We start from the raw sequence: 17456 nt of genomic DNA on the forward strand, positions 1-17456 counted from the left end.
CCGCTGGCCGGCAGCGGATCAATGATGCACGCGACGGTGCATCCGCAGGTTCATCAATGCTGCGGACGGTCGTCCGCGCCCTTCCCATCACTCTCCGCATCCGCCTCGAACAGATGCATCAGGTCCGCACGCGCATCGCGCGAGGTCTGGATCACCGCCGCTTCGTCGTCGTAGACCAGGTACTGATCACGCAGGAGTTTTTCGTCGTGCTCGCGGAAGCGCTGCACATGGCTGCGTGCGGTCTCCACCGACATGCCCAGCGCGATCAGCATCCGTTCGCTCAGTTCCAGGCTGGTGCCGAACACCTCGCGGAACGGCTCGGCGGACATGTCCATCAGCCGCCACGCATGCTGGCGGTTGCGTGCGCGCACCAGCACCACCGCATCCGGATACATGCGCCGGATCAGCCGCGTGGCCCGCATGTTGGCGTCCGGATCATCCAGCGTGACCACGTACACGCGGATGTGTTCGCCACCTGCGGCGCGCAGCATCTCCGGTCGGGTCGGGTCGCCGTAATAGAGTTTGTTGCCGAACCGGCGCAGGTCCGAGACCGTGTCCGGGTTCGACTCCAGCGCCACGAAGGGAATCTTCTGCGCGGTCAGCAGGCGCGCCACCACCTGGCCGAAGCGGCCCATGCCGGCAATCATCACCTGCGGTTGTACATCGTTGATGTCGACCTTGTCAGCGGGCTGGACGGGGGCCTTGGGTCCCTCGTCGCGACCCAGCAGGCGGATCAGGACGATCATCAGCAGCGGTGTGATCGCCATCGACAGACCCACGATCGCCACCAGCCGATCATGGTTGGCGCTGCCCAGCAGATGCGCGCGCTGCGCCTCGTTGAACACCACGAAGGCGAACTCGCCGCCCAGCCACAGCACGCTGCCCAGCAGTACCGCATGGCGGGTACGCAGCTTGGCCAGCTTGCCGATCCCGAACAGGAGGCCGAACTTCACCACCAGCAGGATCGCCACGCCGGCGGCGATCATCATCGGCTCGGCGATGATGCGGTCCAGGTCGATGCCCATGCCCACCGCGATGAAGAACAGGCCGAGCAGCAGGCCCTTGAACGGCTCGATCTGCGATTCCAGTTCGTGCCGGAATTCCGAATCGGACAACAGCACGCCGGCCAGGAACGCCCCCAGGCTGGGGCTCAGGCCGGCCTCCTGCATGAACCACGCGGTGCCCAGCACCACCAGCAGCGCAGTGGCGGTGAATACTTCGGGGCTGCGTGTACGCGCGATGATGTTGAACAACCGGCGCAGCACCGGCCGGCCGCACAGGATCACCACGGCCAGCGCGCCGATCGCGATCGCCACGTCGTTCCACTGCAGGGTGTCGTTGCGCGCACCGCCGAGCAACGGAATCGCGGCCAGCAACGGGATCGCGATCAGATCCTGGAACAGCAGGATCGCAAACCCGAGCCGCCCGTAATCGCTGTTGATCGCCTTGTGCTCGGACAGCAGCTGCAGGCCGACCGCCGTGGAGGACAGCGCCAGCGCGATGCCGACGATCAACGCACTCTTCCACTGGAAATGATCGAGCATCAGCAGGCTGCCGAGCACGAGGGCGCTGAGCGCCACCTGCAGCGCGCCGGCCCCGAACACCGAGCGGCGCATCACCTTCAGGCGGGCGGGGGACAACTCCAGGCCGATCACGAACAGCAGCATCACCACACCGATCTCGGCGGCGCTGAGGATGCGGTCGGCGTCCTGCACGAAGCCCAGCCCATCGGGGCCGAGCACCACGCCGGCGGCGAGGTAGCCGAGCACCGCGCCCAGGCCGAGCTTCTTGAACACCGGCACCGCGATCACCGCGGCCAGCAGCAGCACCAGGGCCAGCTCGAGCGCGCCGCTATGCATGGGAGAACCTGCTCATGGGATCGTGTGCCGTGCGGGTGGAAAGCCTCCCCGGGGCAGCCGGGGCCCGTGGCCGGGGCCACGCGCCATTATGCGGCCGCGATGCCGGCCGAAGGCCACTGTTACCCGAACGGCGCGCTCCCCAAGGGTTGACCTGCGTCACACCCGGGTCCAGACTGCCCGCCGCTGCTGGCGTCCGCCGTCGGCAGTAAACCCATCCGGAGTTCCCAACCCATGTCCAGCGACAGTAGAAGTCGACCTTGCTCGACGCCAGCGATGGCGACCGCCTGACACGGGTCGGTTCGCCAGCGTTGGCGTCGCGCAATGCGATACCCACAGGCGAATACGATGAACCAGAAAGACCTGCTGCGCCCGGTGGCCGATGCCGCCTCCTTGAGCGCACCCCTCGATAATTTCAACACCGCCGATGCGGTGGAATTCCTCAACACGCTGAGCCTGTCGCGCGCCGCCGATACGCTGGCCGCGCTGCCGTTGCCGCGCGCGGTGAAGATGCTCGAGCAGCCCGAGCTCAACCGCGGTGGCGATCTGGTGGCGGCCATGCCGGTCGCCCGCGCCGCCGCCCTGCTCGGCCTGATGGCCGATGACCGCGCCACCGATATCGTCCACGAGCTGGACGAGGACGAGCGCGCGCGCCTGATCCCGCTGCTCAGCCCCGAGGCCCGCAAGGCGATCCAGCAGCTGCTCAGCTACCCGGCCCACACCGCCGGCGCCTTGATGACCACCGAGTTCGTCAGCGTGCCCTCGGACTGGACGGTCGGCCGCACCCTGCAGCACATCCGCGAGGTGGAGCGCACCCGCGAGACCGTCTACGCGATCTACGTGCTGGACCCGCATACCCGTGCGCTGGTGCAGGTCGTCACCATGCGCCGGTTGATCACCGGGCTGCCCGAGGAGCCCATCCTCGACGTCGCCCAGGTCAATCCGCCGGTGACGGTGGATGTGCAGCTGGACCAGGAAGAAGTCGCGCAGCTGATCCGCCGCCACGACCTGCTCGCGATCCCGGTGGTGGATGCGCAGCACCATGTGCTGGGCATCGTCACGGTGGACGACATCCTTGATGCACTGATCGAAGAATCCACCGAGGACGTGCACAAGTTCGGCGGCATGGAAGCGCTGGAAAAGCCGTACATGCAGATCGGCTTCTTCGAAATGCTGCGCAAGCGTGCCGGCTGGCTGAGCGTGCTGTTCCTGGGTGAGATGCTGACCGCCAGCGCGATGCAGCACTACGAAGACGAGCTGGCGCGCGCGGTGGTGCTGACGCTGTTCATCCCGCTGATCATGAGCTCGGGCGGCAACTCCGGCTCGCAGGCGACCTCGCTGCTGATCCGCAGCCTGGCCCTGCGCGAGCTGCGCCTGCGCGACTGGTGGAAGGTGGCGCTGCGCGAGGTGCCGACCGGCATCACCCTGGGCGCGATCCTGGGCGTGCTGGCGATCATCCGCATCGTCTCCTGGCAGCTGCTGGGCCTGCATGACTACGGCGATCACTGGCAGCTGCTGGCACTGACCATCGGCGCGGCCCTGGTCGGTATCGTCACCTTCGGCTCGCTGTCCGGCTCGATGCTGCCCTTCATCCTCAAGCGGCTGGGCTTCGACCCGGCCAGCGCCTCGGCCCCGTTCGTGGCCACGCTGGTGGACGTCACCGGCCTGGTCATCTACTTCAGCATCGCCGCGATGATCCTGCGCGGCACCCTGCTTTAACAGGGACGGGGGTGGTTAATAACCACCCCCGTCCCTGTTACTGTCTGGTCGCATGAGCACCTACCACCTGCAAGCCGTCTTCCGCCCGCAGTCGGTCGCCGTGATCGGCGGCAGCCCGCGTGAACGCTCCGCCGGCCGGGCGGTGATGCGCAACCTGCGCGGCACCGGCTTCCCGGGCAAGGTGGCCTGGATCAATCCGCGGTACAGCGAGATCGACGGCATCCGCACCGTGAAGCGGCTCAAGGACCTGGATTGGGTGCCCGAGCTGGTGGTGATCACCGCCCCGGCCAGCATCGTGCCGCAGGTGGTGGCCACCGCCGCCGAGCGCGGCGTCAGCGCGGCGATCATCCTCACTGCCAACCTGGGCGAGGGCCCGGGCTCGCTGGCGGCACAGGTGGAAGCGGCGGCACGGCCCAAGGGCCTGCGCATACTCGGTCCGCACTGCCTGGGCGTGATCGCCCCGCACGCGCGCTTGAACGCCAGCATCGCCGCGCATTTCCCGCAGGCCGGCGATCTGGCCCTGATCTCCGAATCCAGCGCGATCGCCGCGGCCCTGGTGGAGTGGGGCGTGGCACGCTCGGTCGGTTTCTCCGCCGTGGTCTCGCTGGGTGACACCCTGGATGTCGACTTCGGCGATCTGCTCGACTACTTCGCCACCGATTACCGCACCCGCGCGATCCTGCTCTACGTCGAGCACATCCGTGACGCGCGCAAGTTCATGTCGGCCGCGCGCGCCGCGGCGCGTGCCAAGCCGGTGGTGGTGGTCAAGTCCGGCCGTCATATCCGCATCAATCCCGATGCCGATACCCACGTACAGGCGCTGGCCAGTGCCGATGCGGTGTATGGGGCGGCGTTCAACCGCGCCGGCCTGCTGCGCGTCAGCGCGCTGGACGAACTGTTCACCGCGGCCGAAACGCTGGGCCGGCTCGGCACCTTCCCCGGGCGCCGGCTGGCGATCCTGAGCAACGGCGGCGGGGTAGGGCGGCTGGCGGTGGATCAGCTGCTGGCCCTGCGCGGCAGCCTGGCCGAGCTGTCGCCGGCCACCGTCGCCCAGCTCGATGCGGTGCTGCCGCAGGGCTGGTCGCGCAGCAATCCGGTCGACATCGTGGTCGATGCCGACGGCGACCGCTACGCTGCGGCGATCGAAGCGCTGATGTCCGATACCGAGAACGACGCGGTCCTGGTGGTCAACGTGCCGACCGCGTTCACCTCCTCGGCCGATGCCGCGCAGGCGCTGACCCGCACGCTGGGCCTGCGCCCGCGCCATCACCGCGACAAGCCGGTGTTCGCGGTGTGGCTGGGCAACGACGACCGCGCCACCGCCACGCTCAACGCCGCACGTGTGCCGACCTACCCGACCGAAGCCGAGGCCGTGCGCGGTTTCCAGCACCTGGTGCGCTACCGAGACGCGCAGGCCGCGTTGATGGAAACCCCGCCCAGCCTGCCCGAGGATTTCGTGGTCGATACCGCCGGCGCCCGCGCGCTGGTGGAGGCTGCGCTTGCCGCCGGCCAACAGTGGCTGGACCCGATCGCTACCCACCAGCTGCTGAGCGCCTATGGCATTCCGTCCGCACCGGTGATGCAGGCACGGGATGCGCACGAGGCGATGGACCTGGCCCAGCCGCTGCTGGAGCAGGGCGCCACGGTCGCGATCAAGGTGTTCTCGGCCGACATTCCGCACAAATCCGATGTGGACGGGGTGCGTTTGAACCTCAGCACCCTGCAGTCGGTGCATGCGGCAGCTACTTCGATCATCGCGCGCGCGCACGAGAAACGGCCCGATGCGCGCATCGATGGCGTGCTGGTGCAGCCGACCATCGTGCGGCCCAAGGCCCGCGAGCTGATCGCCGGCATCGCCGATGACCCGACCTTCGGCCCGGTGGTCGTGTTCGGCCGCGGCGGCACCGCGGTCGAAGTGATCGATGACAAGGCGATCGCCCTGCCGCCGCTGGACCTGCGCCTGTCGCATGAACTGATCGGCCGCACGCGGGTCTCACGCATCCTCAAGGCGTACCGCGATGTCCCGGCCGCCGACGAACGTGCAGTCGCGCTGATCCTGGTCAAGCTTGCCCAGCTTGCCGCCGACATCCCCGAGATCCGCACGCTCGACATCAATCCGCTGCTGGCTGACCGCGACGGTGTGATCGCACTCGATGCGCGCGTGGCCATCGAACCGTCGCGCAAGCTGCACAAAGGCCGCGGTCATCCGCGCTTCGCGGTGTTCCCCTACCCGAAGGAGTGGGAGCGCACCATCACCCTGTCCGACGGCGCGCCGGCGTTCGTACGCCCGGTCCGCCCCGAGGACGACGCGCTGTTCCGCGCGTTCTTCGCCCGCGTGACCGACGACGACCTGCGCCTGCGCTTCTTCCAGTCGGTGAAGCATTTCAGCCACGAGTTCATCGCACGCCTGACCCAGCTCGACTACGCGCGCTCCATCGCGCTGGTGGCGATCGACCCGCGCAGCGGCGACATGCTTGGCGCGGTGCGGCTGCACGCCGATGCGGACTACGACCGCGGCGAGTACGGCATCCTGATCCGCTCCGACCTCAAGGGCCATGGCATCGGCTGGCGGCTGATGGCGATCATGATCGAGTATGCCCAGTGGCTCGGCCTGAACATCATTGAAGGCCAGGTGCTGCGCGAAAACAGCACCATGCTGGCGATGTGCCAGAGTCTGGGCTTCAAGACGCGACTGGACCCGGACGATTCCACGGTGATGGTGGTGACCCTGCCTGTGCAGGACGTGCAGGTGCCGCAGGCGCCCGATCCTGCAACGCACTGAGCCGAACGCGGTACGACGTGTGCACGTTGGCGGAGCGACAATACGGCATGACCGATCGCCTCCCCCTGCTGCTGCTCCCCGGCCTGCTCAACGACGCTGAACTCTGGCGTGCGCAGATTGCCGACTTGTCCGATATCGCCGACTGCATCGTCGGCGACCAGACCCGTGGCGAGACGATGCAGGCGGTGGTCGATGACGTGCTGGCCCAGGCACCGGCGCGTTTCGCCTTGGCCGGTTTCTCGCTGGGTGGGTTCGTGGCGCAGGCGATCCTGCGCACCGCGCCGGAACGCGTTCTGCGGCTGGCCCTGATCGACACCTCGATCCATGCCGACTCGCCCGAGCGTGCCAGGCAACGCCAGACCCAGCAGGCCAGCGTACGCCTGCCCGGGAAATTCCACGGCTTCGGCGATACGTTGATGCGCAGCTACATCGACGCCTCGCGGCTGGAAGACGATGTGCTGGTGCAGCGCGTACGCGACATGACCGCGCGGCTGGGTGCGGAGGTGTTCCTGCGCCAGAGCGCCCTGGATCGGGTGGATGGCCACGACGTGCTGGCCGGGTACCGCGATCCCCTGTTGATCGTGTGTGGTGCGAACGACCGCATCACCCCGCTGGCGATCAGCGAGGAGATGCATGCGCTGGTGCCGCACTCGCGCCTGGTGGTGCTGCCCGACTGCGGGCATCTGGCCCCGATGGAGAAGCCGGACGAGGTCAGCGCCGCAATGCGGGATTGGTTGCGGTGATGCCGGCCAGCGGCCGGCGCTACCCGATGATGCCCACGTCGTTGATCAGGCGCTGGCTCTTCCGGTAGGTGCCGACGGTTGGTCGGCACGCACCACCCACGCCCGACCAACCCTCGGACCCTGCCGATCAATCCCAGGCTGGCGCGATCGCTTCCGGATTGGCCAGGCGATGCCCGCGATCCAGCGTGGCGATCTGCGCCATGTCCTCATCGCTCAAACGCAGGTCGGCCGCCAGTAGGTTGCCGGCCAGGTTGTCGCGCTTGGTCGAGGACGGAATCACCGCAAAGCCCTGCTGCAACGCCCACGCCAGCGCGACCTGGGCCGGGGTGGCCTGGTGACGCTCGGCGATGGCCTGGATGACCGGGTCCTTGAGTACTTCGCCGTAGGCCAGGCTCATGTACGCGGTGACATGGATGCCCTGGTCCTTCAGGAACGCGATCAACGCGCGGTTCTGCAGGTACGGGTGGACTTCGATCTGGTTGGTGGCGATCGCCCCGGCCCCCAGGATCTCGATGGCCTGGCGGGTCTGGGCGATGGTGAAGTTGGAGATGCCGATCTGCCGGGTCAGGCCCTGCGACTTCGCCTCGGCCAATGCACCCAGATACTCGGCCATCGGCACGGCATCCTTCGGCGAGGGCCAGTGGATCAGGGTCAGCTCGACATGGTCGGTGCGCAGCTTGCGCAGGCTCTCGCGCAGGCTGTCCAGCAGCGCGCCGTGGTGGAAGTTGGCGATCCAGATCTTGGTGGTGATGAACAGCTCATCGCGGGCCACGCCGGATTCGGCGATGGCCTGGCCGACCTCGGCCTCGTTCTCGTAGATCTGCGCGGTATCGATGGCGCGGTAGCCGACGTCCAGCGCGTTGCGCACCGAATCGATGACGGTCTGGCCTTTCAGTCGGAACGTGCCGAGGCCGAATGCGGGAATGCTCATGGAAACTCCTTCATGGGGTGAGGTGCAGGCTACGCCGCGCACCGTAAAGCGACGTAGAGCCGACCGTTGGTCGGCTGCGGTTGCGTGAAACTAATCGTTGGGCGACTGCTGTCGCGTAAGGCGAACCGTCGGTCCGATCGATCAATGCGCACTCACGGCGATGCCTTCGGCGCGGTCGGCCACCCCATCGCGGCGGTCCAGGCGGCCGCTCAACGCGGTCAGGCCGAAGGCGCCCATCACCACCAGCGCGCCCAGCCACGGGGTGTGCATCAGGCCGAAGTGATCGACCACCAGGCCACCCAGCGAAGCACCGAGCGCGATGCCGATGTTGAAGGCGGCGATGTTCAGGCCCGACGCCACGTCGGCGGCCTGCGGAGCGAAACGCTGTGCCTGCTTGACCACGTACACCTGCAGCCCCGGCACGTTGCCGAACGCCACCGCGCCCAGCGCCAGCACGGTCAGCAGCACCAGCCAGGTGTTGTAGGCGGTGAAGGTGAGCACGAACAGCACGGCCGCCAGCAGCGCGAAGATCAGCTTCAGTGCCGGGATCGGACCGCGGCGGTCGGCCAGGCGGCCGCCCCACAGGTTGCCGATCGCCACCGACACGCCATAGACCAGCAGCACGCCGCTGACCGCATTGGCCGAGAAACCGGTGACGTCCTGCAGGATCGACGCCAGGTAGGTGAACGACAGGAAGGTGCCGCCGTAGCCGAGCGCGGTGATCGCATACACCAGCAGCAGGCGCGGCTGCGCCAGCACCGACAGCTGCTGGCCGAAGGTCGCCGGCGCGCTGCGCTGCAGGTTGCGCGGCACGAACAGCAGGCTGCCGATCAGCGCGATCACGCCCAGCGCGGCCACCGCCAGGAAGGTCGCACGCCAGCCCAGGTGCTGGCCGATGAAGGTGCCCAGCGGCACGCCGGTGACCAGGGCCACGGTGAGGCCGGTGAACATGATCGCGATCGCGCTGGCCGCTTTCTCCTTGGGCACGACCGAGGTGGCGATGATCGAGCCGATCGAGAAGAACACGCCGTGCGCCAGGCCGGTGAGCACGCGCGCGACGATCAGCGAGCCATAGCCCGGCGCCATCCAGGCGATCACGTTGCCGAGCGTGAACAGCAGCATCAGCGCGACCAGCAGGGTCTTGCGCGGCACCCGGCCGGTCAGCGCGGTGAGCACCGGGGCACCGACCGCCACGCCCAGTGCGTACAGCGACACCAGCAGGCCGGCCGAGGGCAGGGTGACGCCGAGGTCGGCGGCGATCGTCGGAATCAGGCCGACGATGACGAATTCAGTCGTGCCGATGGCGTACGCACCCAGCGTCAGCGCCAACAAGGCCAAAGGGATACCACGGGACATGGACAGATACCGGTGGGGAGTGAGGCTGCGCAGTCTGCGCGCCGCACTCTTGCGGAAAAAGCGGCCTTCACGCCAATCAATGTTGCTTCATGGTCAATAATGGGCGGTCTCCCGCCGTGTCACCGCCATGAAAACCACCCTTGATGAAATGCAGGCCTTCATCGCCGTGATCGACAGCGGGTCGATCACCGCTGCCGCCGAACAGCTGGGCCAGACCACCTCCGGTGTGAGCCGGGCGCTTGGCCGGCTGGAGGAGAAACTCGGTACCACGTTGTTGACCCGCACCACCCGTCGTCTGCAGCTGACCGAGGAGGGCGACGCGTTCCTGGCCCAGGCACGCGTGATCGTGGCCTCGGTGCAGGCAGCCGAAGAGCAGATCGCCGCGCGCCGTGAGCGACCGGCCGGGCGCCTGCGCGTGGATGCGGCGATGCCGTTCGTCCTGCACGTGATCGCCCCGCTGGTGGCCAGCTACCGCGCGCGCTATCCCGAGGTGGCGCTGGAGCTCAACAGCAGCGAGCGCTACATCGATCTGCTGGAGCGGCGCACCGATGTGGCGATCCGGATCGGGCCGCTGGCCGATTCCACCCTGCACGCGCGGCCGCTGGCCCACAGCCGGCTGCGCGTGATGGCCAGCCCGGCATATCTGGCGCAGCACGGTACCCCGCGCGACGTGGATGCGCTGGCGGGGCACACCCTGCTCGGCTTCAACGAGCCTGACTCGCTCAATCACTGGCCGCTGCCCGGGGCGACCGACGCGCTGCTGCACGTGCGCCCGGCGGTGGCGGTCTCCAGCGGCGAAACGCTGCGCCGGCTGGCGCTGGAAGGGGTCGGGATCGTCAGCCTGTCTGATTTCATGACCCACCGCGACCGCGAGGCCGGCGCCCTGGTGCAGGTGCTGCCGGATATCACCGTGGAGGTGCGGCAGCCGATCCACGCCGTGTACTACCGCAACACGGCGGTCTCGGCACGGATCAGCTCCTTCCTCGATCACCTGGCGCAGGCCATGCTCGGCACGCCCTACGTCCGTTAGTGCCGGCCGCTGGCCGGCTCCCTCGCGATGCCCACTGCGTGCGGTTGCCGGCCAGCGGCCGGCACGACGGCTGCATCATGCCGCGCGCGCCAAGCCGCCCATCGCACCGCGCCCGGCATCCAGCACGAACACATCCACCGCCGCGTTCAGGGCCAGCGCCTGGTCTTCCATGCTGCGCGCCGCCGCTGAAGCTTCTTCCACCAGCGCTGCGTTCTGCTGCGTGGTTTCGTCCATCTGCACCACGGTCTGGTTGACCTGCTCGATCCCGGCGGACTGCTCCTGCGAGGCGGCTGCGATGTCGGCCATGATGTCGGTGACGCGCTGCACACTGCCGACGATCTCGCCCATGGTCTGTCCGGCCTGCTGCACCAGCGCGGCGCCACTGTCGACATCGGTGACGGATTGATCGATCAGCCCCTTGATCTCCTTGGCCGCGCTGGCCGAGCGCTGCGCCAGCGTGCGCACTTCGCTGGCGACCACCGCAAAGCCGCGGCCCTGCTCGCCGGCGCGCGCCGCTTCCACCGCAGCGTTGAGCGCAAGGATGTTCGTCTGGAACGCGATGCCGTCGATGACGCTGATGATCTCGGCGATCTGCCGCGACGAGGCCTGGATCGCCCCCATCGTGGTGACCACCTGGCCGACCACCTCGCCGCCTTGCGAAGCGACCGAGGCGGCGTTGATCGAGAGCTGGTTGGCCTGGCGCGCATGCTCGGCGTTCTGGCGCACGGTGGAGGTGAGTTCCTCCATCGAGGCGGCGGTTTCTTCCAGGTTGGCGGCCTGCTGTTCGGTGCGGCGCGACAGGTCGCTGTTGCCCGCGGCGATCTCGCCGGCGGCGGTCTGGATCGACTGCGCGGCGTGCTTGATGTCGCCAACGATGGTGGTCAGCTGACCGGTGGTACGCGCCATGTCATCGCGCATGCGCGCGAACACCCCGTGGAAGTCGCCGTGCATGCGCGCGCTCAGATCACCTCCGGCGATCGCCTGCAGCACGCGCGACACTTCGCCCAGATCCTGCTCGGTGGTCTGCATCAGGCGGTTGAGGCCGCCGACCATCTCGCCGAAGTCGTGCTGGTAGCGTGCCTCATCGCCGCGCTGGCTGAAATCGCCCACGGCCGCTGCTGCCGCCAATCGTTTGATCTCGGCATTGATCGCACCGAGGTTGGCCTTGGCGGTATCCAGCGCCTGGGTGATCACCGCCTTCTCGCCGGGCAGGCGTTCCATGTCCACCGACAGATCGCCGACGGCATAGTGGCTCATGATCTCGATCGCCCGCAGCTTCACCTGGATGTGGTTGGCGACCAGGGTGTTGGTGTCGCGGACCATCTGCCCGTAGCCGCCCGGGAATGCCGTGGCGTCCATGCGGTAGCTGATCTCACCGGCGTCGTGGCGCTGGGCCATCGTCGCCTGCGCGGCCAGCACGCCCTTCAGGGTCTGGGTAACCTCGCGCATCGCGGTGCCAAGGCGACCGATCTCATCGCCGCTGCGCACCACCACCACATGCTCCAGATCGCCGCGCGCCACCGCGCGGGCCGCGGCTTCGACCGCGACCACCGGGGCGATCACCGCGCGCCGCAGCCACAGGGTGAGCACGGCCAGCAGCACCAGCGCCGCCAGCGCCGTGACCATGGCCGAGGCGACCAGCGCGGCGCGTGCGCGCTCGGAGGTTGCACTGGTCTCGTACTCGGCCCGTTCGCTGGCGCGCGCCGCCAGGGCATCCAGCGTGGCGCCCACGGCGCGGTCGGCGCCGCGCACCAGCGCGTCGCCGGCCTGGGTGTCATAGCCACTGGCCGCGAACGCCTCCAGCGCGCCGCGGTAGCGGGCCTCCAATGCGCGGTGCTCGGCCAGGAACCGGTTGGCCAGCGTGCGTGTCTGTTCATCGCGGCTGGTCGCCAGCGTGCCGGCCAGGGCTTCAATGCGGCGTCCTTCCGCATCGAACGCCGCCAGGTGGCGCTCGCGCAGCGCTTCATCGGCGCCGCGGATCAACACGTTCTTCCACTCCTGCACCTGCAGCCGGAACTCGCGCTGCAGCAGCTCGGCCTGCGCTTTGCGGGCGACCTCGACCGGCACCTCGGCCGACAGGTTCCGCCAGGCCGACCCCAGCCCGGCCAGGGCCGCCAGCACGATGATGACCAGGCCGAGCGACAGCGCGCCCAGCAGTTTGAATTGAAGACTCAGGGCGCGTGGACGCGCCGGTGCGGAGGACGTCATGAGAGATCAAAAGTAAGGAAGGGCGATGCGGTATCGGTCTGCCGGAGAAGGCCTGAAGTGCGACGCCAATCACGGTTACCGTTCCATTAAACGTTGTGACGATGGTGTGTAGATGAAATTTGCTCACATATGGAACAAAGCAGGACTGGACACGCTGGCTATATGTAACTAATGTTGTTACATGAAATCCAGTAACCAGTTTTCCGACGCGCTGCATGTGATGGCCCATCTGGTCGGCCAGGACGGCCCACGCACCTCCGAGCAGCTCGCGACCTGCCTGCCCACCCACCCCGTGGTCATCCGTCGCCTGCTGTCCGCCCTGCACAAGGGCGGTCTGGTGACCACGGTGCGGGGCCACGGCGGCGGCAGCCAACTGGCGCGGGCACCGGCGCAGATCACCCTGCACGACGTGTATGTCGCCATCGGTGCACCCACCCTGGTGCACACCGGTGCGCGCGAGACCGGGCGCGGCTGCCCGGTGCAGCGCGTGGTCAACGAGGCGCTGGACGCCAGTTACCGCCAGGCCCAGGCGCTGCTCGAGGCCCGCCTGCGTGACACCACCCTGGCCACGCTGGGCGAAGAATTCGCCCGCCACCTGGCCCACCACGCTGCAGGAGTTCCCCATGACGTTTGATGCGATTGTCGTCGGCGGCAGTTTCGCCGGCCTGTCCGCGGCCCTGATCCTGGCGCGTGCGCGCCGCGAGATCCTGGTGATCGACAGCGGCCTGCCGCGCAACCGCTTCGCCGCCCATTCCCAGGGCGTGCTGGGCCAGGATGGCATCGCCGGCGCCGAGCTGCTGCGCAACGCCAAGGCGCAGCTGTTGGACTACCCGACGGTGCGCTGGGTCAACGATACGGTCAGCACGGCCCAGCCGACCGTGGATGGCTTCGTGGTCGGCACCGCCAACGGTGACACCTGGGCCACGCGCAAGCTGCTGCTGGCCACCGGCATCGCCGATGAACTGCCCGAACTGCCCGGCCTGGCCGAGCGCTGGGGCCACAGCGTGGTGCACTGCCCGTACTGCCATGGCTATGAAATCGGCGGCGGCGCGATCGGCCTGCTGGGCGGGCATGAGAAATCCGCCACGATGGCCGCGTTGCTCGCGGACTGGGGCAACGTCACCCTGTTCGCGCACGGCATGACACTGGCACCGGAGGAACTCGCCGCCCTGCAGCACCGCGGGGTCGGCATCGAGCACGAGGCGGTGATCGGTCTCGAAGGCGAGGCACCGGCGCTGAGCGCTGCCGTGCTCGCCGATGGCCGCCGGGTCGAACTGCGCGCGCTGTTCGTCACCGCGCGCCAGCATATGGCGACCCCCCTGGTGGAACAGCTGGGCTGCGTGCTGGAGGACAGCCCGGTCGGTGTGCTGGTCCAGGTCGACCCGGGCAAGCAGACCAGCGTGCCGGGCATCTATGCCGCGGGCGATGCCACGCTGGTCGGCAACATCAGCCTGGCCAGTGCCGAAGGCGTGCGCGCCGGCGTCAGCCTGCACCACGCGCTGGTCGCCGAGGACAGCCGGGCCAGCCGATAAGGCGAGGGCGCTCGGCCGGGCCGGAAACCGAGCGCCGCCCCATACGGAAACAGCCGCCCCGGGGCGGCTGTCCGTCATCCATGGCGGTGGGCTCAGGCCTGTTCGGCGCTCGCCGCATCCAGCTGCTGCACTTCCTGCGCCGACAGCGCGACCTTCGCGGCGGCCAGCACATCGTTCAACTGCTCGACACTGGTGGCGCTGACGATCGGCGCGGTGATGCCCGGGCGGGCGATCAACCAGGCGATCGCGATCTGCGACGGGCTCACGCCATGCGTGCTGGCGACGTCGTCCAGTGCGCCGAGGATGCGCAGGCCACGCGGATTGACGTACTTGTCCACCACGCTCTGGCCGCGCGCGCTGCTCTTGCCCGCATCGGCGGCACTGCGGTACTTGCCGCTGAGGAAGCCGCTGGCCAGTGAGTAGTAGCTGATCACGCCGAGCTGCGCGTCGCGCACTACCGCTTCCAGCCCGGCTTCATAACCGGCGCGGTCGTACAGGTTGTACTCCGGCTGCAGCGTCTCGTAGCGGGGCAGCTTGTAATCGGCCGAGACCTTCAAGGCATCGCGCAGGCGCTCGGCGCTGTAGTTGGACGCACCGATCGCGCGCACCTTGCCCTGTTCGATCAGGCGACCGAAAGCAGCCAGCGTGGATTCGAGCGGGGTGGATTCATCATCTTCGTGGGCCTGGTACAGATCGATCACGTCGGTCTGCAGGCGGCGCAGCGAATCCTCCACGGCGGCGGTGATGTTGTCGGCCGACAGGCCCGGGTGTTCGGACCACTTGGCCACCTTGGTCGCCAGCACCACCTTGTCGCGCTTGCCGCTGTGCTTGAACCAGCGGCCCAGGATGGTTTCCGACTCGCCGCCCTGGTTACCGGGCACCCACGCCGAATAGACATCGGCGGTATCGACCAGGTTGAAGCCGGCCTCGACGAAGGCATCGAGCAGGGCGAAGGAGGTCTTCTCGTCCGCACTCCAGCCGAAGACATTGCCACCGAAGGCGATGGGAGCGACATGGAGGCCGGAACGACCGAGTTCGCGCGTAGCAGTCATGGGTGATGTTCTCCCTGGGAATCGTTGCCACAGGATACGGCCGGGGGGGTGACAGCGTTGCGGCAGCAGGCACAAAACAGTGTTCTGGATTGCTGCGTCGCACTAACGCTTTGTGAACACCTGTGCACGCTTGGCTGCTAGTCTCGCCGCATCCCGTTACCGGAAGCCCCGCCGATGAAAGCCCGTTCGTTGACCTGTGCCTGCCTGTTCACTGTCTCCACCCTGATGCTTGCCGCGCCCGCGATGGCCATCAAGCCCGCCGGCCCGAACGCGCAGGTCGCGATCACCCCGGCCGTGCAGAAGGCCGTGCAGGACAGCCGCCGCGATCCGGCCAACGTCAAGCGCGATGCCTACCGCCATCCAGCGCAGACCCTGTCGTTCTTCGGTGTCGCGCCGGGCCAGACCGTCATCGAGATCACCCCGGGCAACGGCTGGTATTCGGAAATCCTCGCGCCGCTGCTGCACGACAAGGGCCAGTACGTAGCCGCCGTGGTCGACCCGGCGGCCGTGCCGGAGGGGCGTGGCCGTGATTACCAGCAGCGCAGCCGCGAGGGCCTGGAAAAGAAGTTTGCCGCTGACGCCAGCGTGTTCGGCAAGAGCCGTGTGGTGGCTTATGACCCGAAGGCCCCGGTGTTCGGTCCAGCCAACTCGGCCGATGTCGTGCTCACCTTCCGCAACGTGCACAACTGGCGCAGCAGCGGCCAGGCTGAAGGCATGTTCAAGGGCTTCTTCTCGGTGCTCAAGCCGGGCGGCGTGCTCGGCGTGGTGGAGCACCGCGCCAAGGCCGATGTGCCGGCCGACGACAAGACCGGTTATGTCGGCCAGCAGCAGGTGATCGCGATGGCCAAGGCCGCCGGTTTCGAACTGGCCGGCAGCAGCGAGATCAACACCAACCCGCGCGACACCAAGGATTATCCGAATGGCGTGTGGACGCTGCCGCCGACCAACCAGCATGACGCGGCAGATGAAGCCAAGTACCAGGCGATCGGCGAAAGCGACCGCATGACGCTGCGCTTCGTGAAGCCGGGCAAGTAATACACCGCGCGCGGGCTATTGCCCGCGCGTTCCAGCTTCTGCTCAAAATGAAGATCATCGGATAACGTTCGCCGCGGATCGCGGCGTCGGCGTGGGGATGGGACAATGGACCACCCCACCGCCGCTGTCGCCCCGATGCTGATCGCCTTCAACAAACCGTTCAATGTGCTGTGCCAGTTCACCGACCGCAGCCAGCCGCCGCGCGCGACGCTGGCCGGTTTCGGTCTGCCACCGGCGGTGTATGCCGCCGGGCGGTTGGATTACGACAGCGAAGGCCTGCTGCTGCTCACCGACGATGGCGGCCTGGCCCACCAGTTGACCGATCCGCGGCACAAGGCCGACAAGACCTACTGGGTGCAGGTGGAAGGCACGGTGACCGATGAGCAGGTCCAGGCGTTGCGCCGAGGCGTGCTGCTCAACGATGGCCCCACATTGCCGGCCGGTGTCGAGCGCTTGGAGCCCGCACCCGAATTGTGGCCACGCACGCCGCCGGTCCGCTTCCGCAAGACGGTGCCCGATGCTTGGCTGGCCATCACGCTGCGCGAGGGGCGCAACCGGCAGGTGCGGCGGATGACCGCAGCGGTCGGCCTGCCGACGCTGCGCCTGGTCCGGGTTTCCATGGGCGCGCATGCGATCGGCGATCTGCAACCTGGGCAATGGCGGGAGATCGGACAATAAAAAACCGCCGGCTGAGGCCGGCGGTTTCCATGCGGATCCGGTGAAGCGTCAGCCGATCAGGCGTCGCTGCCGATATCGCTGGTTTCATCCACGACGGTGTCGTTGCGGCGGTTGCGGGCGCTGATGCGCTGCGCCTGGCCGTTCACCACGCCGCCGTTGGCGAGCTTCTTCTTCTGCTGCTTGCGGTACAGCGCGTAGCCAAGCAGGCCCACGCCGACAGCGGCGGCGGCGATGGTCACGGCCGGATTGCGGCGCACCACCTTGGCGGCGACCTTGCTGCCGGTCTTGACTGCGCCCAGCGCCGCGCCGGTCTTGATCCAGTCGGTGGCCTGCGGGCCGAAGTGGCGCAGGTTGCTGCCGGCATGCTTGAGGCCGTCACCAGCGGTGCTGGCGATGTCCAGGGCGCGCTCGAGGGCGCGGTCGGTAATCACGGTCAATCTGCTCATGGGGGGTCCTTTGCCTCGGTTCTGATCCAGTGTCGCGCGATGGCCGTGTACGCGGTGTTATCCACCGGCGACGGCCAGGTCATGACTG

The 17456-nt window shown here is 68.0% G+C and carries 14 protein-coding genes; 8 read left to right on the forward strand and 6 right to left on the reverse strand.

Translation table 11 applies throughout. From position 1 onward, the window contains the following. Window positions 1-53: 53 nt before the first annotated feature. Window positions 54-1859, reverse strand: coding sequence for a monovalent cation:proton antiporter-2 (CPA2) family protein (locus ORK51_RS00445; protein WP_070426201.1), 1806 nt, complete (start codon window positions 1857-1859; stop codon window positions 54-56). A 345-nt stretch (window positions 1860-2204) separates the two neighbouring features. Here ORK51_RS00445 and mgtE point away from each other — a divergent pair, with 345 nt between their 5' ends. The 3 genes from mgtE to ORK51_RS00460 are packed head-to-tail and all read left to right on the forward strand — an operon-like array spanning window position 2205 to window position 7100. Continuing rightward, a complete protein-coding gene (gene mgtE / locus ORK51_RS00450) occupies window positions 2205-3575 on the forward strand; it encodes a magnesium transporter (protein WP_019185477.1) in 1371 nt (456 codons plus the stop codon). A gap of 52 nt (window positions 3576-3627) precedes the next feature. Beyond that, on the forward strand, window positions 3628-6357 hold the full coding sequence (locus tag ORK51_RS00455) for a bifunctional acetate--CoA ligase family protein/GNAT family N-acetyltransferase (protein ID WP_019185476.1): 2730 nt from the start codon (window positions 3628-3630) through the stop codon (window positions 6355-6357). Between the two features lie 47 nt (window positions 6358-6404). Beyond that, on the forward strand, window positions 6405-7100 hold the full coding sequence (locus ORK51_RS00460) for an alpha/beta fold hydrolase (protein WP_266083422.1): 696 nt from the start codon (window positions 6405-6407) through the stop codon (window positions 7098-7100). Window positions 7101-7227: 127 nt separating this feature from the next. On the opposite strand, the gene dkgB is transcribed toward ORK51_RS00460, so the two are convergent. Beyond that, window positions 7228-8031: a 2,5-didehydrogluconate reductase DkgB gene (gene dkgB / locus ORK51_RS00465; RefSeq protein ID WP_266083423.1), complete on the reverse strand. Its 804-nt coding sequence runs from the start codon at window positions 8029-8031 to the stop codon at window positions 7228-7230. Between the two features lie 141 nt (window positions 8032-8172). Beyond that, the gene (locus ORK51_RS00470) at window positions 8173-9387 is read right to left on the reverse strand and encodes an MFS transporter (RefSeq protein ID WP_266083424.1); all 1215 of its coding nucleotides are present in this window, start codon (window positions 9385-9387) and stop codon (window positions 8173-8175) included. Window positions 9388-9514: 127 nt separating this feature from the next. On the opposite strand from ORK51_RS00470, the gene ORK51_RS00475 reads away from it, so the two are divergent. Then, window positions 9515-10417: a LysR family transcriptional regulator gene (locus ORK51_RS00475; protein ID WP_266083425.1), complete on the forward strand. Its 903-nt coding sequence runs from the start codon at window positions 9515-9517 to the stop codon at window positions 10415-10417. Window positions 10418-10492: 75 nt separating this feature from the next. Here the strand turns inward: ORK51_RS00475 and ORK51_RS00480 are convergent, their stop codons facing one another. Further along, on the reverse strand, window positions 10493-12625 hold the full coding sequence (locus ORK51_RS00480) for a methyl-accepting chemotaxis protein (protein ID WP_266083426.1): 2133 nt from the start codon (window positions 12623-12625) through the stop codon (window positions 10493-10495). Window positions 12626-12806: 181 nt separating this feature from the next. Between ORK51_RS00480 and ORK51_RS00485 the strand changes: the two genes are divergently transcribed. Together ORK51_RS00485 and ORK51_RS00490 are read left to right on the forward strand one after the other, a co-directional pair. Beyond that, window positions 12807-13259, forward strand: a complete 453-nt coding sequence (locus tag ORK51_RS00485; RefSeq protein ID WP_266083427.1) for an Rrf2 family transcriptional regulator — start codon at window positions 12807-12809, stop codon at window positions 13257-13259. Beyond that, the gene (locus tag ORK51_RS00490) at window positions 13249-14157 is read left to right on the forward strand and encodes an NAD(P)/FAD-dependent oxidoreductase (RefSeq protein WP_261998029.1); all 909 of its coding nucleotides are present in this window, start codon (window positions 13249-13251) and stop codon (window positions 14155-14157) included. Before ORK51_RS00485 ends, ORK51_RS00490 begins: the two co-directional genes overlap by 11 nt. Window positions 14158-14249: 92 nt before the next feature. Here the strand turns inward: ORK51_RS00490 and ORK51_RS00495 are convergent, their stop codons facing one another. Continuing rightward, window positions 14250-15209 (reverse strand): aldo/keto reductase, encoded by a 960-nt coding sequence (locus ORK51_RS00495; RefSeq protein WP_070426191.1) that lies wholly within the window; start codon window positions 15207-15209, stop codon window positions 14250-14252. 174 nt (window positions 15210-15383) lie between these two features. Here ORK51_RS00495 and ORK51_RS00500 point away from each other — a divergent pair, with 174 nt between their 5' ends. Together ORK51_RS00500 and ORK51_RS00505 are read left to right on the forward strand one after the other, a co-directional pair. Next, complete coding sequence (locus ORK51_RS00500; RefSeq protein WP_429000593.1) at window positions 15384-16244, forward strand: class I SAM-dependent methyltransferase; 861 nt, start codon at window positions 15384-15386, stop codon at window positions 16242-16244. Between the two features lie 135 nt (window positions 16245-16379). Further along, window positions 16380-16922 (forward strand): pseudouridine synthase, encoded by a 543-nt coding sequence (locus tag ORK51_RS00505; protein ID WP_070426189.1) that lies wholly within the window; start codon window positions 16380-16382, stop codon window positions 16920-16922. 56 nt (window positions 16923-16978) lie between these two features. Here the strand turns inward: ORK51_RS00505 and ORK51_RS00510 are convergent, their stop codons facing one another. After that, window positions 16979-17368, reverse strand: a complete 390-nt coding sequence (locus ORK51_RS00510) for a hypothetical protein (RefSeq protein ID WP_019185464.1) — start codon at window positions 17366-17368, stop codon at window positions 16979-16981. Window positions 17369-17456: the final 88 nt, after the last annotated feature.

The organism is Stenotrophomonas sp. RIT-551 (genome assembly GCF_026241915.1).
In the GTDB taxonomy this organism is placed as follows: domain Bacteria; phylum Pseudomonadota; class Gammaproteobacteria; order Xanthomonadales; family Xanthomonadaceae; genus Stenotrophomonas; species Stenotrophomonas bentonitica_A.

Excerpts from the sequence above, each read along its gene's own strand:
- ORK51_RS00445 (WP_070426201.1), bottom strand. The coding sequence starts at position 1,859 with ATGCATAGCGGCGCGCTCGAGCTGGCCCTGGTGCTGCTGCTGGCCGCG.
- mgtE (WP_019185477.1), top strand. The coding sequence starts at position 2,205 with ATGAACCAGAAAGACCTGCTGCGCCCGGTGGCCGATGCCGCCTCCTTG.
- ORK51_RS00455 (WP_019185476.1), top strand. The coding sequence starts at position 3,628 with ATGAGCACCTACCACCTGCAAGCCGTCTTCCGCCCGCAGTCGGTCGCC.
- ORK51_RS00460 (WP_266083422.1), top strand. The coding sequence starts at position 6,405 with ATGACCGATCGCCTCCCCCTGCTGCTGCTCCCCGGCCTGCTCAACGAC.
- dkgB (WP_266083423.1), bottom strand. The coding sequence starts at position 8,031 with ATGAGCATTCCCGCATTCGGCCTCGGCACGTTCCGACTGAAAGGCCAG.
- ORK51_RS00470 (WP_266083424.1), bottom strand. The coding sequence starts at position 9,387 with ATGTCCCGTGGTATCCCTTTGGCCTTGTTGGCGCTGACGCTGGGTGCG.
- ORK51_RS00475 (WP_266083425.1), top strand. The coding sequence starts at position 9,515 with ATGAAAACCACCCTTGATGAAATGCAGGCCTTCATCGCCGTGATCGAC.
- ORK51_RS00480 (WP_266083426.1), bottom strand. The coding sequence starts at position 12,625 with ATGACGTCCTCCGCACCGGCGCGTCCACGCGCCCTGAGTCTTCAATTC.
- ORK51_RS00485 (WP_266083427.1), top strand. The coding sequence starts at position 12,807 with ATGAAATCCAGTAACCAGTTTTCCGACGCGCTGCATGTGATGGCCCAT.
- ORK51_RS00490 (WP_261998029.1), top strand. The coding sequence starts at position 13,249 with ATGACGTTTGATGCGATTGTCGTCGGCGGCAGTTTCGCCGGCCTGTCC.
- ORK51_RS00495 (WP_070426191.1), bottom strand. The coding sequence starts at position 15,209 with ATGACTGCTACGCGCGAACTCGGTCGTTCCGGCCTCCATGTCGCTCCC.
- ORK51_RS00500 (WP_429000593.1), top strand. The coding sequence starts at position 15,384 with ATGAAAGCCCGTTCGTTGACCTGTGCCTGCCTGTTCACTGTCTCCACC.
- ORK51_RS00505 (WP_070426189.1), top strand. The coding sequence starts at position 16,380 with ATGCTGATCGCCTTCAACAAACCGTTCAATGTGCTGTGCCAGTTCACC.
- ORK51_RS00510 (WP_019185464.1), bottom strand. The coding sequence starts at position 17,368 with ATGAGCAGATTGACCGTGATTACCGACCGCGCCCTCGAGCGCGCCCTG.